Raw genomic sequence first — 26,340 nt, 5'->3', positions numbered from 1 at the left:
CCCGCGGGCACGGCTTGGGAGGTTGTCCGGCAAGGCGAGCGATCCGCATCCCTGGTCGCCGGCAAGCCGGCTCCTACAAATGTAGACCCACTGCCCGGTTCAGCGTGTCTTCAGAAATTCGTGCACCAGCGTATCCCAGCCCACCTCTGGAACCGCCCCGTAGACATCGTCCACGGGCGGAGCGCCGGTAGCCGCCATGGCTGGAAATTCGGAAAAAATTAGCTGTTGCAGGCTTTCTGCTTCGTGAGTCAGCCAGTCTTTTCCGATTTCGCCGAAATAGAGCGATTCCAGGTTTTTCTTGAGCCTTTCCGGTTCCACCAGGAAGAGCCAGCCTTGGCTGTAGGGGTCGGCGTTGACCCTTTCCGGTTGCTTCAACACATCCACGTTCACGGCGATGACCGTGCCTTCGACGGGCGACAGCACTTCCGCTTCGTTGCGGTCGCGCTTCAGGCAAAGCCCCGGCTCACTCTGCCGCAATGCGGATCCCACCCCGGGAAGTTCCAGACCTGAGGGCCTCCCGAGCAGCTTCATAGCGAAATCGTCGAGCCCCACACGGATCCGTCCGCCGTATTCCACCCGCGCCCAAGCGTGGCCTTCATGGTAGTAATAGCTGTCCGCGTACCTGTAGCCCGCCACTTCCGCCACGGGGACCGCCCCCACGGGGTAAATGGCGTCCACGTCTTCCATCATCTGGTCGAATTCACAGACGTCGCAGCGAAAGTCGTTCCCGCACTTGCGCACGGCCACGCGGCCTGTGAGCATATGGCGGCACATCCGTTCCATGTAGCTGTGCTCCTTGGCCTGCTCCCGGAAGGATCGAAGCTCGCCGTCAGCCGCCTTCTTGCCGGAACGGAGGGCCGCGGTCATGGCCTTGTCGAAACTGCAGTTGTTGCAGTCATAGGCGTTTTCGCACCGCTTGAACGCCACGATTCCCGAACGCATCCAAATGCATTCGTCCTGCAAAATGTTGAAGCCCTGAACCTTCTTGATCTTCTCGCTTTTTCTTTCCATGATATCCTCTCCTGGTCTGGAGTTTCCGTTTCAGTGGATTCGTTGGACGGTGCCGCTCGCCCGAAACCGTCCTTTTTTGGACCTGGGGCGTCGCGGCCGACGCCTATTCACTTAAGCAAGAATGGGTCCAAATGAGAGAGGCGTTGAACTATGAGCCTTTTGTTTAATTCTTTCAGTAGGTTGGCATTCGCTTCCCTGCGGAGGGGAGTCCATGGAAGCCCATGGGCTTGGGAAAACCGTCGCGGAAAGCGACGAAGGCCTCTTCCAAATCGAAAGGGGTTGGCTTTCCGCAAATGATTTTATAACCTTACAGAAAATGTCGCGAGCTTCGACAGGCTGTCGTCATTGGCGACGACTTCGCGCGGCAAACGAAAGGACAAATGATGAGATGCCGGATTTTTGGGGTGGGAGGAAGCGCCGCCTTCCTGCTTGCAGGGCTCCTGTTTCCGCTTCCCGCCTTCGCCGTTCAGGTGCACGCGGAACCCGAAGGGCTTTATGTGCACCAGATGGCCCACGCCTTCTTCGCCTTTTCCATGGGCATTCTCATTTACTGGCTTCGTGAGCGACGGCTCACGGCTCACAAGGGCTGGCGGCGGCTCCAGTACGCGGCCTTGTTCTTCATTTTGTGGAACGTGGACACCTTTATCAACCACCACCTAGAAGCTCGGGGGGACCTTTTCGAGATCGCGACCCCAGGTGTTTTCACCGCCTGGATTTCTCCGAACCCGGGGGTCGAGTGGGTCGCCCTGGTTTTCTATGTGACCAAGATGGACCACCTCCTGTGCGTTCCCGCCATCGTGTTTCTCTTTTCATCGCTCCACCACCTGCTTCGATCGGCGGACGGGGGGCGCGTGGAGGATGAAGCGTCATGATCCTTCCCATGCTTCCCATATGGATCATCGATTTCGCCGGATCATCGCTGATGATCCTTTTTTCATTCCTCTGCGTTCACCACGCCACCAAGCTTCGAAAGCGCGATGAAGACAACATAATCTGGACCTACCTGATCTGGGTTTCCTATGCTCTGGTGGGATTCGCCATCTCGCGGGGTGTCGGCCATATCGCCAAGATCCTCCTCATGATGGCGGGCCGAAGGGAGACCTGGGACATCCTTCGACCCTTCAGCGGCGGGATGAACACGCTGATGTTCGCCCTGGTGGGGTCGACCACACTCTTTTTCAAACGGGTCTGGCGGGTTTACCAGCAGATGGCCCAGGACAAGGCAGCCCTGGAGCAGGCCCACGAGAAGCTTCTCTACCTCAACCGCAACCTGGAAGACCTGGTGGCCGAGCGGTCCCGGGAGCTGGTGCGGTCGGAAACGAAGTATCGGAGGATTTTCGAGGCGTCCCGGGACATGATCGCCATCACGGCGGGAACAGGGAAGCTCCTGGACATGAATCCCGCCGGCAAACGGATGCTCGGTATCGAAGACGGGGCCGTCGATCAGGGGGAACTTCGCTTGCCGGACTTCTTCGCCAGGCCGGAAGACTGGGAAGGGTTGCGCGAGCAGCTGCAACGTCACTGCTACGTCAACGATGCGGAAATCGACCTGGTAACCCGGGACGGAAAAGAGCTGAGCGTTTTGCTGAGCGCTTCCGCGGAATGCGAGATCGGCGAGAAGACGGAAACCTTCCATTTCGTGGCCAAGGACATTTCCCAACGAAAGGCGATGCAGCAGCAGCTGCTCCAAGCCGACAAGCTGGCTTCCATCGGGCAGCTCGCGGCCGGCATCGCCCATGAAATCAACAACCCGCTGAGCATCATCCTGGGTTACACCCAGCTCCTCATCCGCGATGAACCTGAAAGGTCCGAGAAGTATGCGGACCTCCGGACCATCGAAAAACACGCGCGCACCTGCAAGATCATCGTGGAAGATCTACTGAGCTTTTCGCGAACCACACATACGAGAAAGGAGACGGCCTCCCTTCACGACACCATCGACGAGGTACTCAACGTGGTCCGCCACCACCTGGATCTGGACCGGGTGAATTTGGTCAAGGAGTTCGATCCCGATGTCCCGTCCCTTGTGCTGGACAGGAACAAAATCAAGCAGGTTTTCATGAATCTCATCATGAACGCCAAGCAGGCCATCGCGAAGGAAGGCGAGATCAGGATCCGCACCCGATACGTACCGACCGAAGGAACCGAAGGCGTCGTTCACGTGGACGTGGAAGACACGGGTTGCGGCATTCAGCCGAAAGACCTCTCGCGGATCTTCGACCCATTTTTCACCACCAAGAGCACGGGGGAAGGCACGGGACTCGGGCTTTCGGTGAGTTACGGCATCGTGAAGAACCACGGAGGCGACATCCTGGTGCAAAGCGAACCCGGGAAGGGCTCCACCTTTACGGTGGTTCTCCCCGTCACGGCGGAGGATGAAGCATTTTCATGACGGATTTCAAAGAGAGAATACTGATCGTGGACGACGAGGCGGATCTACTGAAACTCTTGAAGCGTACCTTGCCCGAGGACCTGAACTGCGAGGTCCTCACGGCTTCGTCCGGCGAGAACGCCTTGCGGCTCCTCAGCGAACAACCCATGGACCTGGCCCTGGTCGACATGAAGATGCCTGGGATGGACGGCCTGGATCTCCTGGAGCACCTGCGCCGCGAACACCCCTGGCTCACTGTGGTCATGATGACCGCCCACGGCTGCATCGAACTGGCGGTGCAGGCCATCCGAGGCGGCGCCTACGACTTCATCACCAAGCCGTTCGACCACGAAGGTCTGATCCTGACCTTGGAAAAAGCACTGGAACGCAGCCGACTGCTCCGGGAGAACCTCAGACTGCAAAAGCACGTGAAGCAGCATCAAGCCTTTCAGAACCTGGTGGGGAAAAGCGCGGCCATGCAGCGCCTATACGAAACGATTCAGATGGTGGCCAAGTCGGATCTTACGGTGCTCATCACAGGGGAATCGGGCACCGGCAAAGACCTCGTGGCCCGGGCCATTCACAATTTGAGCGACCGCGCCTCCAAGAACTTCGTGGCTGTGAACTGCCCCACGGTGCCGGAAAACATCCTGGAAAGCGAACTCTTCGGTTACCGCAAGGGCGCCTTCACCCACGCCACCCAAAACCGCATCGGCCTCTTCCAGGAAGCCCATACGGGAACCCTCTTCCTGGACGAAATCGGGGACATCAGCACCAACATCCAAACCAAACTCCTGCGCGTACTCCAAGAAAAAACCATCAAGCCCCTGGGCGACACCAAGAGCATCCACGTGGATGTGCGGGTTGTCGCGTCCACCAACCGCAATCTGCAGGAAAAGATGAAGAGCGGGGAGTTCCGCGAAGACCTTTACTACCGCCTGAACGTCGTTCCCATCGCCCTTCCGCCGCTCAGGAAGCGCCGTGAAGACATTCCCCTTCTCGTGGACCACTTTCTAAAGCGCCACGGGACGGAACTCAACCGGCCGGGCAAGTCCGTTTCCGCGGAATTGATGGAAATGTTTCTGCGATATCCATGGGAAGGAAACGTTCGGGAACTGGAAAACATCATCATGCGCGGGATTCTCTTTTCCCCCGACCGCGACATCCGCCCCGAAGACGTGGGCTTTCCTGGAAACGGCCCCAAGGCCGCACATCCCCAGGACACGGCGCTTCATGACCTTCCTTACAAGGAAGCCAAAGAACAGGTGCTCCGCCGGTTCACGGTGAGTTACGTCGAACGGCTGCTGACCCTGACGCAGGGAAACGTCAGCCAGGCGGCGCGCATCTGCGGCCTGGAACGCCAGGTGCTTCAACAGATCATGCGGCGCTTCGGTATTCAGGCCGACGGGTTTCGAGGCGCGGGCCACACCCGACGGCGAGCCGCCGGAACCCGGTCGGCTTGACCATTAAAATCCCCAGTGCTTACATTGATATTGGATCATTCCAGACGGTGTGATCGAGCCGCCGGTTCTTCCGGTGACGTTTTTTATCGAACTTTTCCCGTGGGCGTGAATCTGAAACTCGGTGCATCGCCCGGTTGCAGGTTGTGTGTTCAAGCTGGTCCGCCCTCTGCTTCTCGCGACACGTAGATGAAACATCTTCTTCCGCCAGCGGACTTCCTTGCCGGACGAACCGCTGGATCCGACGGCGTGGAGTAATCGTTGATCCATAAGGCAAAGGAGGTGTCGACCATGAAGCTCAATGTCGCTGAGATCCTCAAGCATCTGCCCAAGACCAACTGCAAGAAATGCGGCGAGCTCACCTGCATGGCCTTCGCCGCGCGGCTGGCGAAAAGGGACATCTCATTGGAGGCGTGTCCGCCGCTTTTCACGCCGGAATACGAGTCCAACCGAAAAGCCCTGGAAGCGATTCTCAAGGGAGCTGCAGCTTAGAGAGGGCGTGCGTTTCCACCCTGGATCGAGCGTTGACACATGGGGCCCCACCGCACGCCGGGGCCCACACCGGACGCCGGGGCCCGCACCGGCCTTTATACCGGACTTGTTCGGCCCAAAAGGGCCTCAAGGGCCTCCCGGCCCACCTCCACCAGGTCGGCGCTCACGTTCCGCCCCTCGAGGAAGCTCTGGATTTCCCCCACCCACTCCGGATCCCCGTTTAGGCCCGTGAGATAGAGAATGTCTCCCTGCACGGCCTCCGGCCATTCGTACATGCGATCCCAGAGGGCCGAAAGAATCTCCCCGAACCCCTGCGGCATTTTCGAAACCAGTTCTTCGGCCAGCACCAGGCCTCCCAAGCGAACCGACCATTCGGGATGGGAGATCACCTCAACGAAGCCGGGAAACACACGGCCGGCGGCGATCATCAGCCGGGCCAATCCTTCCGCATTCCCTTCCTTGAGCATCCGAACCATGGCTTCCGGGCTCATATCGGATCCTTCCCGTCGCGCCAGCGCCTCCAGCACTTCCGCGACGCGCACCGGGCCGGTCCAGCGGAAATACTCGTCCAGAACGACGGCCGGTACGGCGCGGATGCCGTATTCGCGGGCCTCTTCCGGAAAAAGTTCGCCGTCGACCAAAACGACTTGAACCTTTGGGTTGAGGAAGGGCAGCGGCGCCAAGTCCTGGACCACCCGCGGGCAGTGGGGGCATTGGGGCGTCACGAAAACCTTGAGCGTCGCCGGGTTTTCGACCCCCAGTGCGGCGACGCGCAGGCTTTCGGGCCATGCTTGCGCGGGAGACTCCACCTGGAAGGCCAGGAGATCCAGAAAGGGCCTGAGTTCCATGGCGCGGGGAAGGCCGTGGTAACGCCAGGCGCCCCCGATAAGAAACGCGGGAAGGCCCGGCATTTCCTTTTCTTCGAGAACGCCTCCCCGGACACGGTCCGCCAGGGACATCAGGGTTTCCAGAAAGTCCCGCAATGTCTCGGAACGTGGATCGGCGGTCCGCCTCAAAACCAACGGTACCTCGTGGTCCATGTAGCGATTCCACGAACGGACGGCATCACGTTCCACTGCTGTAAATTCCATCCAGGACTCCTTCCCGGCCGCTTAAGACTTCCCGCTGTTCACCGGCACTCCGGCGGCAGGCGGTGCCGATACCCATCCGATCCTGAACCGCCCGGTCGAGCATCCTCGGAAGCCCTCCGCGATCTTCGGGCGAAAAGCCGAAGGTTTCACGCCATATGTCCGGGCTTTCCATGCAGAGGTAGACGCAGAGCGACGGATCGATTCGCCGTATAGCATCCACCATGGGCGCGTAAAGTTCCACACGAATATCTCTAAAATAGCGCATCTTTCCGTCCAGACCCCGGATGAATTCTCCGGACGCGATCTTCGTGTGAGGGTGGCGCGACTGCAGAACGGGCTTCAACGAGGGCATGAACCGGAAGGCCCCCAGGCTGATCCAGACTACGGCGGCCGGATCCACCGCATCGAATAGCCGGTGCAGCACCTCCAGGTACCCTTCGCGCCAGCCTGGATGCACGATCATGGGATCGAAGTGAAACGCCAGCCGATAGCCCCAGTCGGCCACCCGGCGCGCCGCTTCCAACCGGCGGCTCAAGGAAGCCGCTCGAGGTTCTTCCCGGCGGCACACGGCTTCCGCGTTGAGCGACCAGGCCACTATGGTATTTCCCCCATGGTCCAGGCCCTCCAGGTTGCGGACAAACGGGGTTTTTGTCTTCAATTCCAAGACCGCGTTGGGCCGCCCGGCGAAATAAGGCACCACCAGCCTGGAAAATTCCGTCCACAAGTCCAGCAGCAGGGAATCCGTGAACTCGCCGGTGCCGACCCGGTAGAGCGTTTCGGGATTGCGGCGAAGCACTTCGTCCGCTTCCCTCAGAAGATCTCCGGTGTTTCCGAACAACCGAAGATTGGGCTCCTGAAGGTAAGCTTGGAGGATGCAATAGGAACAGTCGAGGCTGCACTGGGTTCCGAAATGGAGGATCTGGTATCCGCAACAGAGATAGTTCCGGGTGCCCGGGCACGGGCGAAGAAATCGACCCCGATATTGGATCACGTCCAAACGACCCGGATCGAATTCAGTCGTTTGAGGCACCTTGTCCCACACCTGGAAGGCGGCATCCGGCAGGTTTCGCCGGAGGGCGGAAACGAGGGTTCCGTCCAGGACCGAGGCTTCCACCATGACCTTTTTGGGAGGGCTGACGCAAAAGGGCGACATTCAGGGGGCTCCCGCCGGTAGCCGGGTCGTGAAGATTCTAAAGGGGGCGGACCGTGCCGTTTGTGTGAAGGGAAGGGACTTTCGGCAGGTCATCGCGGACCCCGCATCAGCCGTTCAACGGCCCCGGATTCCGCCAAGCGTTGGAAGAGGCGGGCCCGTTCTTCCAGGTCTTCCGCATTTGAAAAATCGATCTGCGCCCGCCATGTTCCACCTTCGAAGGCCGTGGGAGGTTCAATGCGCACCGCCGCAGGCAGACTCAGCCGCTCCAACTCGCGGGCGAAATGTTCCCGCCTCGCCCGAAGCCTGGGAGCGTACCAGTCAAAGAGCCGCTCTCGAACGGCCTGGGTCTTTTCACGGCGGTTGAGTTCTTCCGAATCCAGGATTTCCCTCAATTCCGCACGGCCCAGGACCTCCGAAGGAAGCAGATCGTCGCGAAGCGCCAGATCATGAACACGTTCCAGGATTTCCACCTGGAGGCTCGCACTGCACCGAAGCAGATCGAGAACGCGTACCGCGGCCGAGCGGCTTCCTTCATCCCAGCGGGTAAGAAGGAGCGCCGCCCGCTCGCCGATGACTTGTCGGGCCAGGGCCTCCAGGTGCCCTACGTTCCAGCGACTGACCCGGCACCAGGCGGCCACGCTTTCCGCCCTGCCGCTCAGCCCCAAGACAGGAAGGATCCTCCGAAACACTTCGGCCGGCGGATAGAACTCCGCCGCCTTCTGGACCACTTGAGCCTTCTCCGCGAGATTGAGCGGCGGGCCGAAAAGTTTCGCTTCGATGCGTTTACGCCAGAGCACCGCCAGGTTCGTCCCTGGAGGATGGACCAGGGCTTGAAAACGGGGTTGGTCGCTATCTTCGAGCCACCGCAGCCGCTTGAAACCGTCCACGACGATAAAGCGTTCGTTTTCGGTTTCGAAAAGACAGAGAGGCGTCACCATGCCTTCTGCGGCCAGCGAATCCTGCAACTCGGAAGGTTCCACAAAGGAGGAGATTTCGAAACGGCGATCGCCCCGGTCCAAGCGATCGAACGTCACGGATTCCAGCCGATAGGCCGATACATCCGCCGAAAGCCGACCTTCGGGCTTCCCCGGCGTCGCGTCGGCAGCCGCTGTCACGTTTTCCCTTTCCACTCGCTTCATGAACATTCCATCGTGGAAAATCCCCCTCTCCCCCTCCCCTTAATCCCCTCCCACAAGGGGAGGGGAAATAGAATTCCCCTCGTTCCCAAGCTCTGGCTTGGGAACGGCCTCATGGGAATCGAAGCTGGAGCTTCTGCACCGTTGTGTTCCCAAGCTGGAGCTTGGGAACAAGGTGGGAAGCATCCTTCGCGGCCAAGGCCGCTCCTACAATGAGGCACCTGTAGGAGGCCCGCCCTCGGGCCGATGGAGTGGGGCGGGGCATTGGGGTTTGTTCATCGCGGCCGAGGCCCGCTCCACCAACGGATCCGGATCGCCGGCTTCTCTTTGTCGGACCCGCTCTTAGGCCAGGCCGCGGCCGGTGAGCCGCTCCAGCGCCTCGAGGTATCTCGCCGTCGTGTTTTCCACCACTTCCGGAGGCAATTCCGGCGGCGGGTCGGAATCCTTCCAACCCGAATCCACCAGGTAATCCCTGAGGTACTGCTTGTCGAAGCTCTCCGGATTTTCGCCCACGCGGTAGCGGTCAGCCGGCCAAAACCGGCTGGAGTCGGGAGTCAGCACCTCATCGATCAGAAGGAGCTCGCCATCCAGAAAACCGAATTCCAGCTTCGTGTCCGCGAGGATGATGCCCTTTTCAAGGGCATAGGCGGCCCCGCGCTTGTAGATTTCCAGTGAAAGGTCGCGGACCCTTGCGGCTGGTGCCGCACCGATCAGACGCGACATCTGCTCGAAGGAGATGTTTTCGTCGTGAGCCCCTTCCGCCGCCTTGGTGGACGGCGTGAAAAGAGGTTCGGGGAGCCGCTCGGCCTGCCGGAGCCCCGGCGGCAGGGCGATTCCGCAGACCGCTCCCGTCTTTCGGTAATCCTTCCAACCCGATCCCACTAGATAGCCGCGGACGATGCATTCCACCGGAAGCGGCTTCGCTTTTTTCACCCACATGCTCCGCCCCTCCAGAATGTCCCCATAGGGTGCACACGACTCGGGGAAACTTCGAACATCGGTACTGATAAGGTGATGGGGCGTCAGGTCTTTAAAGAAGTCGAACCAGAAGGCCGAAAGCTGGGTCAGGATTTTCCCTTTGTTCGGAATGGGGGTCGGCATCACCACGTCGAATGCCGAAATGCGGTCGGTGGCCACGATGAGGATCGAATCGCCGAGATCGTAGATATCGCGCACCTTGCCGCGCGAAAGAAGCGGAAGTGTTTCCAGATCCGTCCGGTAGACTGGCGAGGTGCTCATCCTTCACGTCCCTTTCTTATGAGAAAATGGTGATCGGCTCTCGGCCGGCAAGCTTCGCATCCGGCCGTTTTCGGACCTCTTTTCTTAACACAAGAAGTCCTCCTTGAACATGAGCAAAAGCCCGCTCTGCAGGGCAACCCCGTGCGAATGGTCGGTCCGTTGCGGCCACGCCGGGCCCGCATGAGGCGAATCCCGTTCATTTATTTCCGGTTGCGCATTGCCCTCGGGACCGGCTTCTGGTATTTTGCATGAACTCGTTGAAAACCGATTGCAGCTCCTTTCCCAAACGACAGAAGTGAACCATGGACGACACATCCAAAGCGACCAAGGCCAATGGTCACGGGCTGTCCGCCCTCTTCGACGATTCGGAACGCCGGGACCTGTTCAAGAAATACCTGTTGTTTCTTGTGTGGCTGGAAGTACTGATCTTCGTGGGCTGCTGGTTTTACCAGCTGGGAACCGACGGTTACGACCGTTTCGGACCGGTGGATATTCCGTTTCCCTGGAAGACTTACTTTCTTATCGCGTTCCTGGCCCCGGTGGGGGTGACCTTTCTGCTGGGCACCATTATCGTGGGCTTCAACAACTACCTGGGAAGCGCCTCACCACAGGAGGACGCCGGCGCGCAGCGGCAGGAACCCGCTCCCTACGATGAGCGGACAGGCAAAATCTACCGCCTTGCGGCCCTGGTCCAGTGGGTGCAGCGGCTCCCCTACCTCGGCCTGCTGCTGCTTCTGGCGGGAACCATCGGGCTGATTTACAACCTGGACGTGGTGATCGGGCTCATCGGAACGGTGGGGGAAACCTCGCTTCGGGTGTTGCTGCTTTCGGCTGCCGTGGTTCTCGGCCTGGCATCCTTTTTTGCGCTGGTTCTCCTGGTACTCAACTACAAGCTCAGGAAGTGTTCCATGGAATACCGCTACAAAAGCCACGTCGCCGAACGCTATGGCCTGGTGATTCTCGACGACAACACCGTCATCAACAGTGATGGGAAACTCCTGATCCGCGGCCGGAAGTGGAAAGACGCGGTCCCTCTGATCACCGCGGACAGCGGGAAGAACCCGCCCCCGCACCCTCGCGGAGAGCAGCCTTCCCAGGCATCCGACATCAACACCTGATGCCGCCCCTCACAGCTTTCGAAGCCCGGGTTCTTGATCACATCCGACGCCACGACCTGCTGCATCCTGAAGAAGGTGTGCTGGCGGCCGTTTCCGGCGGCCCGGATTCCGTCGCCCTCCTGAGCGCCCTCCTCGCCCTTCGCGACGAGACGGGCACGGAACGGCTGATAATTTTCCACTTCGACCATGGACTCCGAGGCGCCGAGTCCTCCGAAGACAAGGCCTTCGTCATGAACCTGGGGTCGACTTTCCAGGTTCCGGTCGTCGTCAAGACGGCCGATGTGGGCGCTTACCGGAAAGCCCGCGGAGTTTCCATGGAAATGGCGGCCCGGGACTGCCGGTTGGCGGCGCTCGATGAGGCGAAGCGTTCCTGCGGGTTGGACAAAGTGGCCCTGGGTCACAACGCGAACGACCAGGCTGAAGAAGTGCTGCTGCGCCTGTTTCGCGGCACCGGCCCGGCGGGGCTTTCGGGCATGCGTCCCGCAACGGCAGGGGGCTGCATCCGTCCGCTTCTTTTCGCCCCGCGCCGAGACATCCTGGCCTACCTGAAAGAAAAAGGATTGACGTATCGTGAGGACTCCACCAACCAGATTCCCGGCCACTGCCTGAGGAACCGCATCCGGCTGGAAATCCTTCCAAGACTTGAGGCGGTCTTCCACCCGCGGATCACCGAAACCCTCTGTCGGCATGCCGAGCTGGCGACGGCCGAAGAATCCTTCTGGAGCGAAGAGGTTTCCCGGTTGTGGGAAGAGGTGAAGTGCAAAGGCTCGACAGGTGAGACGGCTCTGAGTGTCGCACGGCTTCGCTGCCACGGCCCCGCCGTGAGGCGTCGCCTGATTCGGCACGCCGTCGGCCTGCAGCGCGGGCATCTCGGAGGCCTTTACGCTCACCACGTCGAATCTGTGATGAAGCTGATCGAAAGACAACATTCCGGGCGGTCCGTGGACCTCCCCGGCGGTTTGAAAGCACGGCTGGAAGGGGATCGCCTGGAATTTGCAGCGGCGGAACCGCAGCAAGCGGTTCCGTTCGACTTCAAAATTCCTGAGACGGGATCGTTTGAATTCCCGTCTCTTCAAGCACGACTGGTTCTGAAGGCGGAACCGAACCCACCGTCCGGCACCGCTCACGGTTCGCCGTTGGAAGTCTGCATGGACGCGGACCGGATCCGCTGGCCCCTCACCGTCCGTTCATGGCGGCCCGGAGATCGCTTCCGCCCGCTGGGCCTTGGAGGTTCCAAGAAACTCCAGGATTTCTTTGTGGACGCCAGGATCCCGCGGTCCCTCCGGCCGAGGATCCCCATCCTTTGCGACGCCGAAAAGATCTGCTGGATTGTGGGCCGTCGCCTGGACGAACGGGTCGCCGTCTCTCGGGGCACATCCAAGGTCATTCGGGCGGCCTGGATCAGCCGCGATTGGAACAGCCGAGGATCCGAGAGACTACCAAGCGGTTGATTTCTTAGCGGGCTCCCACCTTGAGGCGGCCGGCAACGCCGGTACCCCCCTGGGGCCGCCCGTACCCGCATCACAATCACCTGACTCGCAACGCGCGACGCAGCCCCGCACGGACCCCCGCTCCCCGGGTTCATTCCACCTGCTGGATGCCTTCCAGCATCCACTTGGCCCCTTCGCTCTTGGCTTTGCTGAAATGCCAGATTTCGCGGACCTGCTCCGGAACTTCCTGGGACGCGTTCTCGCGCATCATCACGTCAAAGAGGACGCTCGCCACAATCTTTCCATTCAGCTCCCTCGCCTCCAAAAGGTCCGCATTGACGAGAATGATTTCGGTGCGCTCGTTGTCCTTCGATTCCCTGGCCTGGCGTTCGATTTCCTCGAAAACCTCGGGGACCGCGAAGAGCCGGATGTCTTCCAGGTCCCGCTTGTTCCAGGCTTCCTGGAGTCGCGCGTACGCCTTCTTGGCGCCTTCAAGAAAACTCTTCTCGTCAAAGCCTTCAGGCAGTAAGGGCCGTTTCGGCTCGGCCGATTCCCCCGCGCTGAGGCCGCCCCAGCCGCCGGCCACAGGCTGGGAACCCGCCTCACGGGACGAACCGGTCCCGGCAAGTCCTCCATAGCCGGCTGCCTGCGCCGCCGCGGACCTCCTGCTTCGCACCATACGATACAACAGATAGGCCATCAGACCGAAGATCAGCAGATCAAAAAGGCCGAAGCCTTTAAAGGCGCCCATACCGCCTCCGAAAAGGAGGCTCCCGATGAGGCTACCCATGATAAGCCCCGACACCATGCCGCCGATGCCCCCGAAGATCCCTCTGGAAGCCATGGCTCCGGGCTGGGCCTGCCCCTGGGTCGCGCGTTGCGACGTCACCCCGGGACTCTTTTGGGGGAGGGATTGCCTGGGGACGCTTCGCTGATAGCCGGAGCTGCTCCCGAAAGACCTTCCACCACCCAAACGGCGGGCATCGCCGGTCTCAACGAAAACCGCGAAGACCCCTGAGAAGACAAAAATCAAACTTACCAGCACACTGAACTTCTTCAACATCCTCCGCTCCTCATGCGTTCTCATGCACGCCCCGCTCCGCACTTTCCCGATGCGACCGTTAGGCATTTCCGTTGAAGGGCCCGTTCCAAGGCTTTGCTGTGGACCTTTCCCGCGAAGTGGACCGGACTCTTTCCCCAGAGCGGGTCCCAGCTCGATGGATCCGCGACGCAAAAGAACTGGGTCTCCAGGCCGATGCGGACCACCGCCTGCTCCGCCGGGAGTCCCACCACCTTTTGTGCGGCCCTCCACGTCGCTCCACAGGGCGCTCCACGGATCACGTCAAGCTGCACCAGCAGCCCGTTTTCGACTTCGGCGCTGAATTCGGGGGCTCCGAACATTTCCCCGTATCGGCCCAGGCCGACCTGCCTGGAAAGCCCGCAGCAGATGGGTGGCGTCACCACGCCTCCAATCCGGTGTTTCTTTCCGGATGCCACCACCGGGATCTTCAACTCCTGGCAGCGCAGTCCCAGGTCGTAAGAAAGATCAGGGTGTGTCAGAAAATCCAGCACCAGATCCGCATCGATGGTATCGGGAAGGAAGCCTTCAGATTCGTCGAGAACCGGCGGCAGCCGCTCGTCGATGGAAAACACTTGCAGTTCGAAGGCATCCCGGCCGAACTGCCGGATCCCTGCAACTTTCGCTTCCGCACTTCCGTTTTGCTGCACCACGAAAATCCTCTGCCTTTTTGCCATCGAATTCCTCCTAGATCCATCGAAGTTGCAACCCAACCCACATCGGCCTATAGCAGAACACACGCGCGGTCGCAATTCAAGAAGGAGCATTCCCGCTCCCGGGGGAGCCCGATCCTTTGTCGGCATCTTCCCGCCCGTTTCAGCCTTTTCCTTGACACCACGACGGGTTGTGACTAAATGCAAGGCACAAACCACACCATGAGAGGAGATTGAAATGGTTCAGGTGACTCCCAAAGCTGAAGAGATTCTGAAGGAGTATTTCGAGGGGAAGGAAATACACCCCATTCGTATTTTCCTCCAACAGGGAGGGTGAAGCGGATCATCGTTGGCCATGGTTCTGGACGAACCTAACGACAATGACGAAGTGTTTGAGGTCAACGGTTTCACGATGATTGTCGAAAAAGCTCTGATGGATCTGACTCAGGCCTTGACCGTGGATTACGTGGATTACGGCATGATGTCCGGTTTCAGGATCGATTGCCAGGTTCCCATTGGAACCGGTGGAGGGTGCGGAACCTCCTGCAGCTGCTGCTGATCGCAGGACGGTTGGGTTCGTCGGTTTCAGGAAACGGAATCCACAAAGGGGACGAACGGTCCCCTTTTTGTTGCTCCATAGCCCGCGGAGCTGTACTAAGAGCCCGAGTTGAGATTCAGTATTTCCGCGATCGGATGATGTTGAAAACCAGCCAGAGCCCCAGCACACCGGAGATCATGTAGCCGAGGATTCCGAAGGCGGGGAACCCGAAAAGAAAGGGTTCGACCCCGGTGGTGATGACCATGGAGGATCCGATGATCATAGCGGCTATGATGATGCCCAGCGTGAGGCGGTTGGAGCTGTTTTCAATGCTCCGGCGGAAATCCCCCAGGTTTTCGTGTTGGAAATGGACACTCAGCTCGCCTCGTTCCACTTTTTCGACAATCTGGGAAACGCGCATGGGGAGCTGCCTATAGAGCACGCCCATGTGGCGGAGTGTCCTCCGGAGGTTCCGCATGATTTCCGCCGGCTTCCATCGCTCCGTGGCGAGCGCCTTCACGTAGCCTTCGGCTTCCTCCACCACGTTCAGGTCGGGATAGATCTGGCGGGCTGTGCCTTCGGCGGTCACGAGTGCGCGGATCATGACGGCGAGATCCGTAGGAAGCTGGAGGCGGTGTTCGCGGAGAAGACCGGTCAGTTCCAGGAGCAGCTGGCCTAGGTCCAAGTGTTTCAGCGACACGCTGTGATACGCGTCCAAGATGTCGAGAATCTCCCGCTGCAGATAGGCTTCGTTGGGCTCGGTGGTTCCCTGGCTCAGCTGGATCAGCATTTCCATGACCCGTTCGCTGTCCTTTTCCACGATGGCGTCGATGAGGTCGATCAACTGGAAACGGGTTTCGCGGGTGAGTCGCCCCACCATGCCCCAATCCAGGAAGCACAGTACCCCGTTTTCCTGAACCAGGATATTTCCAGGATGCGGGTCGGCGTGGAAAAAACCGTCCAAAAGGATTTGCTTGACGATGACCCGGAGGCCCCGCCGCGCCAGTTCCTTTCCGTCCACCGTACCTGCGGCGACCAAATCCTGGAGCCGGGTTCCTCGGATCAGCTCCATGGTCAGCATTTGACGGGTGCAGTACGCCTCAAATACCGCCGGCATGCGGACCTCGGGATCGTCGCGGAAGTTGGCCGCCACGATCTTTATGTTTCGAGCCTCCAGGGTGAAATCCAGTTCGCGAAACATGGTCCTTTTGAGTTCTCGGACCAGTTTCGGCAGGGTGTAAATACGAAGGTCTTCAGACCTTTCGTGCAGCTCCCGAGCGATAGCTTCCAGGATGTAAAGGTCTTTTGCGATTATTTGGCGGATGTGGGGCCGCTGCACTTTGACCGCCACCACCTGGCGGGTGTCCCTCAGCACCCCGCGGTGAACCTGGGCCATAGAAGCTGCCGCCATTGGGACTTGGTCGAAATGGATGAAGACGTCTTCCAGGGGCTTTTTCAGGTTGTCCGCCACCAGCTGCCGGATGGCATCGAACGGCACGGGGGCCACGTTGTCCTGAAGCCGCCGCAGTTCAATAATGAGGGCATAGGGCAGCAGATCCGGCCGAAGACTCAGCATCTGGCCGAATTTGACGAAGGTCGGCCCCAGATCTTCCAATGCCCGCCGGATCCGCTCCCAGGTACTCATCTGAGTATCTATGGGATGGATCCGCTCCAGCAGGCTTTTGGCCGGAAAGTCGAGCCGATCCACCACATCGTCGAATCCGTACTTGATAAGGATCAGAACAATGTCTTTGAATCGGCCGACGTGCATGAAGGCCTTGACTTCCACCAGTGTCTCTCCGCCGCCGGCGTCAGACCACAGCCCGCCCCTTCGCCGCCTGAGGGGGAAGGTTACGATGCGGGAGAAACCCGACGGCCGAACGGAACGGCGGGCGGGCCGTTTCCGCTTTCAAGGGACAGGGCCTCTCGATAAACTCCAGGCGGGTTTCGATCCGTTTCAAGGGAAGGCATCGATGCCCGATTCACTCGGGCTCGCGGGTGAGGTCTTCCACCACGGTCACGCGTTTTTCCAGCGCCTCCACGCGGGACTTCAGTTCTTCGTACTCCCGCCGGTTGCAGAGATTCAAGTTCTCCGTCGCCCGCTTAACGCTTTCCTCGATCTTGGCCTGAACTTCATGCCATTGTTTCTCACCGCTTTCGACGAGTTCCGAAGCCAGCTTCTCTGCTTCATCCGCCGAAATCTTGCCTTCCTCCACCAGCTTCTGGGTCGCCTTCTCCACCCGTTCTTTGGTCACCACTACGGCTCCCAGACCCGCCAGCAGGCCCTTCTTGATGAGATCCAACATCTGTTGCCCCTCCTGTTTGGAAAGCCACGAACCATCCGCCGTCTTCATGTCGTTTCCACCACGAGTTCCAAGTAAACGTCTCCACGGCGCACCGTATCGCTCCCCAGCCGGTGCCCCAGGTTCTTCAGGCGGAGGCGACTCCCGGACCGGACGCCGGGCGGAATCCTCACCGCCACGCGCTTGTTGCGTTCCAAGTGCGGCAGTTCCACTTCAACCACGCCGCCTTCCAGGGCGTCCCGGGGATCGATGGCCAACCGGTAAAGGATGTCCGGCTTTTCCTGCCGGGCGTCTTCGCGGTCCGCTTCGGCTTCGGCCCAGTTCATGACCTTCCGAGCCAAACGCTTTCCGAGCTGTTTGCCTGCCTGCCAGAGAAGAGAGCCCGTGGCCTTCAGAACAGGGACAACCAGGGACGGCTGTGCGTGTGGATGCGTTGATTTCCCCGCCGGCTGTGCCCCAAATCCTTGGCGTCCCGGCTTTCGGCCCGTAGGGTCGAATCGAAAAATCCTCACCCCGCCCGGCCCTCCGAAAAAGACCCCCTGAAAGACTTGTGACTTCCCGCCGAAAAAGAAGTTGTTGAGAAACCGCTCGTCAAAACGGAACCCCATTCGCTGGAATTCCCGCTGCATCTCTTCGAAAATCTCTCGAGCCTGGCGGCTGCTGAAAAAATCCCGGAAGATTTCTTCCTGGCTGTATCGGAACCCGGCCCGCGCCTCGGGACCACCCGCGGCACGCGGCCCGCCGGCGAACCCGAACCTCCGGTACTGATCGTACTGGGCACGCTTCACGGGGTCGGACAGGACGCCGTAGGCCTCGCTGATCCGCTTGAAACGTTCCTCGGCTTCACGATTTCCCGGGTTCCGGTCGGGATGCGTCTCCAAAGCCAGCCGCCGATAGGCCTTCTTGATCTCTTCGGGACCCGCCTGGGGCGAGACCCCGAGTATTCCATAATAATTGTTCCCGTTCATCAAACGGCCAACTCCTTGCCCCAATTCCCCTGGAAAAGACGATCACGAATCACGTCAAGCAACCTATCACAAAACGAAAAATCACTCAAAACACTAACCCCTTTTAACCATCTTCCCCACAGCCGGCAACCACGGCGCCGCGAGGGCGCCACCGGGAACGGAACGCGCCGCGACGCCAGGCTCCGGCGGCTTTCGACCGGCTTCTACCCGCAAACCCCGCAGCGCCTGCACGGCTTTTCGGGCACGCAAAAAGGGCTTTCCTTTTCGTCCAGGCCCTTTCGGTATTCTTCCCACAGAAAAGACCTGCGGAGTCCATAGTCGACGACTTCCCAGGGAAACGGCTCGTCCCGGTCCCGCTCGCGCATCACCCAAAAGTCGGGATTGTAGGGCAGCACCTTGTACGCTTGAGACCAGGAAAGACCGTCCAGTGCCACCTTTTCCAGGAACCCTGCCACACGCCGGTCGCCTCTTGCGAGCAGTGCCTGGACGTAGGCCCACTTGGGCACATCGAAATGGACCCGCACATTGGCCACTTTGCCCAGAGCCGCCTTGATCCACCGAGCCCGCTCCTTAAGTGTCCCCACTCCCGCGAAGGGGACCCACTGAAACGGCGTAAACGGTTTGGGAACGAAGGAATTCACGCTCAGAGTGATGGTCCCCAAGCGCTTCCTGCCGCGGCTTCTCTGAAGGACATGATGCTTGATTCTCTTGGTGAGTTCCACGATTTCCCATACATCTTCCCTGGTTTCGGTCGGGAGGCCGATCATGAAGTAGAGCTTGAGGTTGAACACCCCGAATTCGGTCAGGCGTTCCGCCGCCTGGAGGATCTGCTCCTCTGACAGGTGCTTGTTGATCACCCGGCGCAGCCTTCCCGAACCGGCTTCCGGGGCGATGGCTACCGCCTGGTGGCCGCTTTCATCCAGCGCCGCCAGGAGTTCATCGCTGACGCCGTCGGCCCGAAGCGACGAAAAAGAAAGGGAAGCTCCCGCCTGGACGAGTTCCGGGCAGAGCGTCCGGATCTCGGGATGGTCGGAAACGGCCGCACTCACGAGGCCCAGTCGCGACGTGCGCCGAAGTTCTTCACGCGCGGCGGCGAGGATCTTTGCCGCCGTATGGTAACGGGGAGGGCGATAGACGAAGCCGGCGGCGCAGAATCGGCAGGCTCTGCCGCATCCCCGCCCCAGTTCCACGAGGCAGACATCGCTGAATTCCGTGTGAGGCGTGAGCACCACCGTGCGGCAGACCGTCTCTCGCGACAGATCGGCCCGTTGAAAGGCCACCCGGGCGGGCGCTTCGCCGGACGGTACCAGGGCTTCCAGGCGGCCGGACGGATCGAAAACCGGCTCATACAGGCTTGGGACGTAGATTCCCGGGCATTGGGAACCCAGGGTTCTCAGCAGGGCCGAGCGATCCAGCTTCAGCCCCTCCAGAGTTTTCCAATGCTCCCAGAACGGGGTAAGGAGGGCCTCGGCCTCCCCGATAAAGAAAAAGTCGATGAAGGGCGCCAGCGGTTCGGGGTTGAGGAAGACAGCCACGCCTCCGGCGGCCACCAGTGGATGGGGTGCGTTTCGATCGGAACTCTTCGGGGGAATCCCCGCAAAGCGCAGCATTTCCAGGAGGTTCAGATAGTCGTTTTCATAGGAGACGGAAAAGGCGAGCAGATGAAAATCGCCTACCGGCCGGTTGGTTTCCAGGGACAGGAGCTTTTCGGAATGGTCTCGAAAGGAAGGCAGATCTTCCGGCTCCGGATAGAAGACGCGCTCACAACCCACATCGGCCAGGGCGTTCAACCGGCCGTACACCGCCTGGAAGCCCAGGTTGGACATCCCCACGCCGTATCGGTTGGGATAGGCCAGCGCGACCCGGATCCTGCCGCCTTCCGGGCGGCGGAAACTCCCTTTTTCCTCGGCCAGCCATTGTTGATGGCGCCGGACCTGCTTCCAGCTCATGGTCACCCTGCCACGGGGAATTCCGAATCAGGAACTTCTCTTTCGTCGTGCCAGGGAAAGGATGGGCCGGAGCCGTCGGGATCACGATAAGAGCTTGTCCAAAAACAAGCTCATGCTCTTCGGGCCCTGAGGTTCCTTGTTCCTGTAGGAGCGGCGCCCTCGCCACGATGAACCAACCTGAATGCCCCGCCGCATCGGCCCGAGGGCGGGCCTCCTACAGCGATTCAGGATCGCCGGCAAGCCGGCTCCTACATGGGATCGGCCCGGTTTTCCGTCAAGGCGATCGTCCCGGTGTTCCGTTGTCGGTAGGAGCGGGCTTGCCCGCGACCCGCAAAACCAGCAATGCCGCGTTGACCCTGGTCGCCGGCAAGCCGGCTCCTACAGGGCATGAGCCGCTCCTTATGTGCCGTTCGCGAACCGCCCACCCGCTCTCCGCGAAACCTGCAGCCGCGCGACGGTCGAACGGGCCTTCAGCGCAAACTCAATCGGCCTGGCGACGGATGAAAGTAGGTATGTTCCAGTCTTCTTCTTCGGGTGTTCCCCCCGTGAGTCTTTTGAAAAAGTTTCTTCGGCGCGGCGTTTCGTCCTGCTGCGCGGCTTCCCTGTGAACCTGCCGGCGGGGCGCCCCCGCTCCCATGGTCACGGGTTCGAAAGTCGGAACGATCGGTTCCGGCTGAATCGGCCGGACCCGAGCGGACCGCGTCATGCGCGGCGGCTGGGGCTGCTGCTGCCGCTGCTGGCCGATCCCGGTGGCGATCACGGTCACGCGCAGTTCCTCTTCCATGTTGGGATCGATGGTGGTCCCCAGGATGATCTGGGCCTCTTCATCCACTTCTTTATAAATGATGGACGACGCCTCTTCAAATTCATACATGCCCAGATCCGGCCCGGCACAGATATTGATCAGTGCGGCCCGGGCCCCGTGGATGGAAATGTCTTCCAGCAGCGGACTGGAGATGGCCTGTTGGGCGGCATCGACAGCCCGGTTTTCGCCGCGGCCCACACCCGTTCCCATCATGGCGAGTCCCATTTCGCTCATCACCGTTTTCACGTCGGCAAAGTCCACGTTGATGAGCCCCGGCTGTATGATGAGATCCGAGATTCCCTTGACGGCGTGGAGCAGCACGTCATCGGCGCGGCGGAACATGTCGAGCAGGGTCGCCCGACGGTCGGCGAGGCTGGTGAGGCGGTCGTTGGGGATGGTGATGAGCGTATCCACCACCTCCTGGAGAGCCTTGAGGCCCTCTTCGGCGTTTCGCTGCCGCACGCGGCCTTCGAAGGTAAAGGGCTTGGTCACCACGGCCACCGTGAGGATGCCCAGCTCCTTGCAGACTTGGGCCGCCAGAGGGGCCCCGCCGGTTCCGGTCCCGCCGCCGAGTCCCGCCGTAATGAACACCATGTCGCTTTCCTGGACGGCTTCCTTGATCTTGTCGATGTCTTCCTGTGTCGCCCGGGCCCCCATTCCCGGGTCGCCCCCGGCCCCCAGCCCCTTGGTCAGGTTGGTTCCCAGCTGAATCTTGATTTCGGCGAAATTCTGTTCGAGCACCTGGAAATCGGTGTTGGCCGCGATGAAATCCACACCTTGCATCCCGGCCGCTATCATGTTGTTTATGGCGTTGCCGCCGCCTCCCCCGATTCCCAGGACCTTGATTGTCGCTCCGTTCAATGTAAGTCGTTCCATGCTGCCTTGCCCTCCCGTCGCTATGCTTGGGTTGACTTCTGTGCCCCTGACCGATCCCTCACCCGATGCCTCGAAAGCCGCTGTAAGACGTCCGCTCCCCCATGGGACGCGGCACCCCCGCGGGCGGCTTCCTAGAACTCCTTGAGCCATTGTTTCAACGACTGCCACAGGCGCTTGAACAGTCCGCTTTCCGGTGACGCATACCTCTCTTGAGGGCCGTGCTGCCGGCCGTAGAGGATGAGGCCCGTCGCCGTGGCATAGATGGGGTTTTTCACCACGTCTCCGAGTCCGCCGAACCGGTACGGCACCCCGATCCGGACCGGCAGGTCGAAGACCCGCTCAGCCAATTCCTTGATTCCCGGAAGCAGCGAAACGCCTCCGGTCAGCACCACCCCGGCGTGAAGCGATTCGATGTAACCGGAGCGGATCAGTTCCAGTTCCACCACTTTGAGCATTTCTTCCACGCGGGCCTCGATGATCTCGGCCAAGATCGACCGCGCCAGCTGTCGGGGTTTCTGGCCGCCCACCGAACCCACTTCAATCACCTCCTGAGGATCCACCCGTTCCACCAGGGCGCTGCCGTATTGTTTCTTGATCTTTTCCGCTTCGTCCATGGACGTACGAAGTCCCACGGAGATATCGGAGGTCACGTGGTTTCCGCCCAGACCGATGACGCAGGAATACCGGATGGCCTGGTCTCGAAACACCGCCAGGTCGGACGTTCCGCCCCCCATGTCCACCAGCGCCACACCCAGCTGCTTTTCGTCGGGGTCCAGCACGGATTCAGCCGAAGCCAGTGACTCCAGCACCACGTCCCGCACGTGCAGCCCCGCCCGCTCGCAGCACTTGACCAGGTTCTGCACCGCGCTGATGGCGGCCGTAATGATGTGGACCTTGGCTTCCAGCCGTACGCCGGACATCCCCAGCGGATCGTGAATGCCTTCCTGTTCATCGACGATGTACTGCTGAGGAAGCACGTGCAGTACCTGCCGGTCGAAGGGCATGGCGATGGCGCGGGCTGCATCAAGGACGCGATCGATATCCGTCGGCGTGACCTCCCGGCTCTTGATGGCGATCACCCCGTGGCTGTTCAGGCTGGTGATATGGGTACCCGCAATCCCCGCATACACCGAGGATATCTCGCAGCCGGCCATGAGTTCCGCTTCGTCGATCGCCTTTCGGATGCAGTTCACGGTCTGGTCGATATTGACCACCACCCCGCTTCTCATCCCCAAGGACGGGGAGGTTCCAACCCCCACGATGTCGATCCCTTCGGGAGTCACTTCACCCACCACCGCACAGATCTTGGTGGTGCCCAAATCGAGCCCGACGATGAGTTCTTCTTTTTTGGCCATTTCCTCCCCTTCAGTGCCCACCGACCGCGAAAATGACCGAAGCCTTAAGCGGGATTGCCGCCGTCACTTCCGGGTCCGCACGACGCCCGAGCCCGCCGCAATCCGTAGAGATCGTGGATCTCCGACGCGTTTGGCCTAAACCCCCGTGGACTCCCCAAAACGACCCTTGACGAAAGCCCGGTCTACGTAATCCAGATCGACGGCCGTCACCGCCTCCAGAAGATTCCGTTCCTGCAGAACCATCAGCAGCCGATGCAGCCGGTCCAGCTTTTCCTTGAAACCGCCGCGGCCCACGCGAACCGTCACTCCTTTCGGGTTGGTCAGGAGAACGAAACCGAAGGGATCCTCCCAGCGGAATTCCGACACCGCGCTCGGCGGCAGCCAGTCGGTCCGTTCCAGAGTCTCCAGCAGATCCCTGAAGGCCTGAAAAATCTCCGGGCGCAGGTCCGTTCCGTCCTTGAGTTCCTGGAGACTGCGAGCCGTGATGAGAGGAAGCTCCAGATGCGACTGAACCGTAGTCTCAAGAAACAGGCGCCCCTCCTCGTCCGCCAGATACGTCGTGTCCCCGTGCACCACGGCGAAGGGTTTCCGTTCCCGAACGGCGACTACCAGCCTCCCGGGAGCATCCAGCCTCAAAACAGCGTCTTTGACCCACGGCAACCCTTCCAGCCTTCGAGCCAACCTATCCAGGCGAAGCGAAAGGACGTTCGCCCCCTTGGGCACGCCCAGGGTGTCCAGGACCGTCCTTCGATCCAGTCGTTCCAACCCAGTGATCTCCACGCTGCGCAGCTGAAGGATGGAACTCTCGAGAAGCGCATGATAGCCGCGGGCGAAGGCGGCGCTCAGACCCACCACGGCGAAACCGGCCAGCACGAGGACACCGATCGTCTTGAACCAAACGACCCGACAGGTCCTGTCCCCCGGATCGCGCCGATATTGGTTGGCCTTTCCTGTCATGGCTCCAACACCCGTATTTCCCGTTCCAGTCGGACACCGAAGCGTTTGAAAACCCGCTCTTCCACCCGTTCCATCACCTGCCGGACGTCCCCGGCCGTAGCTCCCCCGCGATTGACGATCCAGTTGGCGTGCCGGGTCGAGACCTCAGCACCGCCGATCCGGCAGCCTTTGAGGCCGGCCGATTCAATGAGCGCCCCCGCCGGGCGGCCTGGCGGATTCTTGAACACGCATCCCGCCGAAGGCAGATTGAGGGGCTGAGTGCGCCGGCGCACCCTCATCCCCTGGCTCATTCGTCTTCGAATCTCTTCCCGCGGCGCACGCCGAAGGGAGAGCGTCGCCCCCAGGACGATGACCGACGATGGAAGGTTCAAGAAACGGTACCCGGGACTGAGTTCGCCGATCGGCATCCAGCGGGAAGACCCATCGGCGCAGAGAACCGAGATCCCTTCCAGCACCTGGGAAAGGCTTCCTTCGGCGGTCCCCGCGTTCATGACCACCGCCCCACCCAGCGTTCCCGGTATGCCCACCAGAAATTCCATCCCGCTCAACCGATACCGAAGGCAATAGCCGAGAAGACGCGCGAGCTTCACCCCAGCGCCGACTTTCAATCGGACCGCGCCCCCCGCCGCCTCCGCGCATTCCACGGCGCCGAACATGCCGTCCAGTCGTATCGCCAGAGACTCCCAGGGGCCGTCGGGAGCCAGTACGTTGCTCCCCCCTCCCAGCACCCAATACGGAACCGATGCTTCCGCCGCCCAGCGCAACAGGGCTTTCAAGGCATCTTCCGTCTTCGGCCGCGCCAGGCATTTCACTGGCCCTCCGATTCGAAACGTCGTGTGCGCCGAAAGCGGCTCGTCCCAGGAAAGGTCCACCTGAGCAAGCCGTTTCAGGCGTTCCCACGCGGGCCGTTTGGCATCGACCCCGTTTCCGGCACGATTTTCGACCGCCACGGTCATGCCCTCACTCCAAGGCGCCCTTTTCCGGCCTTTCGCGCTTCCAAGAACCGCTCACCCGCCTGCCAGATGCTCCCGGCCCCCAGAGTGATCACCACATCCCCGGGTACAGCGATCCGGAGCAATTCCGCTGTCACGTCCTCCAGCGTCGGGCAGTAGCGGATCTCGTGATGCCCGTGAGCCGCGATTTTCCCGGCCAAAACCTCTCCCGATACTTCGGGAAGGGGAGCTTCGCCGGCCGCGTAGATTTCAGTCACCAGAAGCACGTCCGATTGGTAAAAGCACCTGGCGAACTGATCCATCAACCCATGTGTGCGGCTGTAACGGTGCGGCTGGAAGGCCACCACCCGCCGCCGGTCCGGAAAGCACTCGGCCAGCGAATCGAGTACCGCGCGGATTTCCGTCGGGTGATGCCCGTAATCGTCCAGAACCAGGATGCCGTCCACATCGCCCTTGATCTGGAAACGCCGCTGAACACCCGTCATGTCTTCTAAGCCGGCCTGGATACTCGGCCAGTCGATCTCCAGCTCCCGGCCCACCGCCACCGCAGCCAAGGAGTTCAATACATTGTGGCGTCCTGGAATCCGGATCTCGATCCCGCCCAATTCTTCGCCCTGGAAGAACGCTCGGTAACGGGTCTTGAGACCTTCCGTCTCCACATCTCGCGCCTGGAAATCCGCCTGTGGGGAAAACCCGTAGGTGACAAACCGCTTCTCGATCCTGGGCAGCAGTTCCTGAATGTTTTCGTCCTCCAAGCAGAGCACCGCCTGGCCGTAAAACGGAACCCGGTTGATGAACGTGAGAAAGGTTTCCCGGATGTGGTCCAGGTCCCGGTAGTAGTCCACATGCTCCAGGTCGATGTTGGTCACCACGGCGATGGTCGGAGGCAACAGCAGGAAGGTTCCGTCGCTTTCGTCCGCTTCCGCCACCACGAACTCCCCGGTGCCCAACTTGGCGTTGGTGCCCCAAGCGTTGAGCTTTCCTCCGATCACCACAGTGGGGTCCAGGCGCCCGCGCGCGAGCACCGTCGCCACCATGGACGTTGTGGTTGTCTTCCCGTGAGCCCCCGCCACCAGCACCGCGTACTTGAGTCGCATGAGTTCGGCGAGCATTTCCGCCCTGCGGATGACCGGGATCTTCCCCACCCGGCGCGCCGCCACCGCTTCGGGATTGTCTTCCCCGATGGCCGACGAGAGCACCACCACGTCCGCCCCCTGGATGTTTTCTTCGCGGTGACCGATGCAGATCTTTGCGCCGAGCCCCTCAAGGCGCCGCGTGGTGTCCGACTCACGAAGGTCGGACCCGCTGATGCGGTAGCCCAGGTTCAGCAGCACCTCCGCGATGCCGCTCATCCCGATGCCTCCGATCCCCACGAAATGGATGTGCTGGTATCGTTTGTACACG

At 60.7% G+C, this 26,340-nt stretch carries 24 protein-coding genes; 7 read left to right on the top strand and 17 right to left on the bottom strand.

The annotated features are described in order from the left end of the window. Window positions 1-99: 99 nt before the first annotated feature. Window positions 100-1,011: a glycine cleavage system protein H gene (locus FDQ92_RS10075; protein WP_137424676.1), complete on the bottom strand. Its 912-nt coding sequence runs from the start codon at window positions 1,009-1,011 to the stop codon at window positions 100-102. Window positions 1,012-1,391: 380 nt separating this feature from the next. Here FDQ92_RS10075 and FDQ92_RS10070 point away from each other — a divergent pair, with 380 nt between their 5' ends. The 4 genes from FDQ92_RS10070 (at window position 1,392) to FDQ92_RS10055 (ending at window position 5,334) form a co-directional block, all read left to right on the top strand. Further along, window positions 1,392-1,883, top strand: a complete 492-nt coding sequence (locus FDQ92_RS10070; protein WP_137424674.1) for a hypothetical protein — start codon at window positions 1,392-1,394, stop codon at window positions 1,881-1,883. Beyond that, on the top strand, window positions 1,880-3,403 hold the full coding sequence (locus FDQ92_RS10065) for a two-component system sensor histidine kinase NtrB (protein ID WP_137424672.1): 1,524 nt from the start codon (window positions 1,880-1,882) through the stop codon (window positions 3,401-3,403). The genes FDQ92_RS10070 and FDQ92_RS10065 overlap by 4 nt, the downstream gene beginning before the upstream one ends. Next, the gene (locus FDQ92_RS10060) at window positions 3,400-4,845 is read left to right on the top strand and encodes a sigma-54-dependent transcriptional regulator (protein WP_137424670.1); all 1,446 of its coding nucleotides are present in this window, start codon (window positions 3,400-3,402) and stop codon (window positions 4,843-4,845) included. The genes FDQ92_RS10065 and FDQ92_RS10060 overlap by 4 nt, the downstream gene beginning before the upstream one ends. A gap of 288 nt (window positions 4,846-5,133) precedes the next feature. Then, the gene (locus FDQ92_RS10055) at window positions 5,134-5,334 is read left to right on the top strand and encodes a (Fe-S)-binding protein (RefSeq protein WP_137424668.1); all 201 of its coding nucleotides are present in this window, start codon (window positions 5,134-5,136) and stop codon (window positions 5,332-5,334) included. A 95-nt stretch (window positions 5,335-5,429) separates the two neighbouring features. On the opposite strand, the gene FDQ92_RS10050 is transcribed toward FDQ92_RS10055, so the two are convergent. The 4 genes from FDQ92_RS10050 to FDQ92_RS10035 form a co-directional block, all read right to left on the bottom strand. After that, a complete protein-coding gene (locus FDQ92_RS10050; protein WP_137424666.1) occupies window positions 5,430-6,425 on the bottom strand; it encodes a thioredoxin family protein in 996 nt (331 codons plus the stop codon). Further along, window positions 6,400-7,578, bottom strand: coding sequence for an SPL family radical SAM protein (locus FDQ92_RS10045; protein WP_137424664.1), 1,179 nt, complete (start codon window positions 7,576-7,578; stop codon window positions 6,400-6,402). Before FDQ92_RS10045 ends, FDQ92_RS10050 begins: the two co-directional genes overlap by 26 nt. Window positions 7,579-7,667: 89 nt before the next feature. After that, a complete protein-coding gene (locus tag FDQ92_RS10040) occupies window positions 7,668-8,717 on the bottom strand; it encodes a hypothetical protein (protein WP_137424662.1) in 1,050 nt (349 codons plus the stop codon). A 339-nt stretch (window positions 8,718-9,056) separates the two neighbouring features. Continuing rightward, window positions 9,057-9,953, bottom strand: coding sequence for a phosphoribosylaminoimidazolesuccinocarboxamide synthase (locus FDQ92_RS10035; protein ID WP_137424660.1), 897 nt, complete (start codon window positions 9,951-9,953; stop codon window positions 9,057-9,059). Window positions 9,954-10,255: 302 nt separating this feature from the next. On the opposite strand from FDQ92_RS10035, the gene FDQ92_RS10030 reads away from it, so the two are divergent. Together FDQ92_RS10030 and tilS are read left to right on the top strand one after the other, a co-directional pair. Continuing rightward, on the top strand, window positions 10,256-11,071 hold the full coding sequence (locus FDQ92_RS10030; protein WP_137424658.1) for a hypothetical protein: 816 nt from the start codon (window positions 10,256-10,258) through the stop codon (window positions 11,069-11,071). Beyond that, entirely contained in the window at window positions 11,071-12,522 is a 1,452-nt protein-coding gene (gene tilS / locus FDQ92_RS10025; RefSeq protein WP_137424656.1) for a tRNA lysidine(34) synthetase TilS, read from the top strand. Before FDQ92_RS10030 ends, tilS begins: the two co-directional genes overlap by 1 nt. Before the next feature lie 130 nt (window positions 12,523-12,652). On the opposite strand, the gene FDQ92_RS10020 is transcribed toward tilS, so the two are convergent. Continuing rightward, complete coding sequence (locus tag FDQ92_RS10020) at window positions 12,653-13,564, bottom strand: Tim44 domain-containing protein (RefSeq protein ID WP_170180292.1); 912 nt, start codon at window positions 13,562-13,564, stop codon at window positions 12,653-12,655. A 20-nt stretch (window positions 13,565-13,584) separates the two neighbouring features. Continuing rightward, window positions 13,585-14,256, bottom strand: a complete 672-nt coding sequence (dfsP, locus tag FDQ92_RS10015; RefSeq protein WP_137424652.1) for a DUF166 family (seleno)protein DfsP — start codon at window positions 14,254-14,256, stop codon at window positions 13,585-13,587. A gap of 214 nt (window positions 14,257-14,470) precedes the next feature. Here dfsP and FDQ92_RS10010 point away from each other — a divergent pair, with 214 nt between their 5' ends. Next, on the top strand, window positions 14,471-14,791 hold the full coding sequence (locus tag FDQ92_RS10010; protein WP_342780334.1) for an IscA/HesB family protein: 321 nt from the start codon (window positions 14,471-14,473) through the stop codon (window positions 14,789-14,791). Between the two features lie 115 nt (window positions 14,792-14,906). Here the strand turns inward: FDQ92_RS10010 and FDQ92_RS10005 are convergent, their stop codons facing one another. The 10 genes from FDQ92_RS10005 to murC all read right to left on the bottom strand — a co-directional run bounded on the left by FDQ92_RS10005 (window position 14,907) and on the right by murC (window position 26,339). Continuing rightward, a complete protein-coding gene (locus FDQ92_RS10005; RefSeq protein WP_137424648.1) occupies window positions 14,907-16,559 on the bottom strand; it encodes an ABC1 kinase family protein in 1,653 nt (550 codons plus the stop codon). A 193-nt stretch (window positions 16,560-16,752) separates the two neighbouring features. Then, a complete protein-coding gene (locus FDQ92_RS10000) occupies window positions 16,753-17,124 on the bottom strand; it encodes a phasin family protein (protein ID WP_137424646.1) in 372 nt (123 codons plus the stop codon). Next, window positions 17,121-18,041: a DnaJ domain-containing protein gene (locus FDQ92_RS15965; RefSeq protein WP_170180290.1), complete on the bottom strand. Its 921-nt coding sequence runs from the start codon at window positions 18,039-18,041 to the stop codon at window positions 17,121-17,123. The genes FDQ92_RS10000 and FDQ92_RS15965 overlap by 4 nt, the downstream gene beginning before the upstream one ends. 203 nt (window positions 18,042-18,244) lie before the next feature. Beyond that, window positions 18,245-19,990 carry a radical SAM protein gene (locus tag FDQ92_RS09990; protein WP_137424644.1) on the bottom strand — a complete coding sequence of 582 codons (1,746 nt, stop codon included), beginning with the start codon at window positions 19,988-19,990 and terminating at the stop codon, window positions 18,245-18,247. Between the two features lie 248 nt (window positions 19,991-20,238). Beyond that, entirely contained in the window at window positions 20,239-20,379 is a 141-nt protein-coding gene (locus FDQ92_RS15265) for a hypothetical protein (RefSeq protein WP_170180289.1), read from the bottom strand. A gap of 92 nt (window positions 20,380-20,471) precedes the next feature. Beyond that, window positions 20,472-21,671 carry a cell division protein FtsZ gene (gene ftsZ, locus FDQ92_RS09985; protein WP_137424642.1) on the bottom strand — a complete coding sequence of 400 codons (1,200 nt, stop codon included), beginning with the start codon at window positions 21,669-21,671 and terminating at the stop codon, window positions 20,472-20,474. Window positions 21,672-21,802: 131 nt separating this feature from the next. After that, on the bottom strand, window positions 21,803-23,026 hold the full coding sequence (ftsA, locus tag FDQ92_RS09980; RefSeq protein WP_137424640.1) for a cell division protein FtsA: 1,224 nt from the start codon (window positions 23,024-23,026) through the stop codon (window positions 21,803-21,805). Between the two features lie 135 nt (window positions 23,027-23,161). Beyond that, on the bottom strand, window positions 23,162-23,983 hold the full coding sequence (locus FDQ92_RS09975) for a cell division protein FtsQ/DivIB (RefSeq protein WP_137424638.1): 822 nt from the start codon (window positions 23,981-23,983) through the stop codon (window positions 23,162-23,164). Next, window positions 23,980-24,939: a UDP-N-acetylmuramate dehydrogenase gene (gene murB / locus FDQ92_RS09970; protein ID WP_137424636.1), complete on the bottom strand. Its 960-nt coding sequence runs from the start codon at window positions 24,937-24,939 to the stop codon at window positions 23,980-23,982. The genes FDQ92_RS09975 and murB overlap by 4 nt, the downstream gene beginning before the upstream one ends. Further along, window positions 24,936-26,339, bottom strand: a complete 1,404-nt coding sequence (gene murC / locus FDQ92_RS09965) for a UDP-N-acetylmuramate--L-alanine ligase (RefSeq protein WP_137424634.1) — start codon at window positions 26,337-26,339, stop codon at window positions 24,936-24,938. The genes murB and murC overlap by 4 nt, the downstream gene beginning before the upstream one ends. Window position 26,340: the final 1 nt, after the last annotated feature.

It is taken from the genome of Desulfoglaeba alkanexedens ALDC, assembly GCF_005377625.1.
Lineage (GTDB): Bacteria > Desulfobacterota > Syntrophobacteria > Syntrophobacterales > DSM-9756 > Desulfoglaeba > Desulfoglaeba alkanexedens.
Note: the sequence above shows the minus strand (reverse complement) of the source record. Positions and strands in the feature narration are given on the sequence as shown.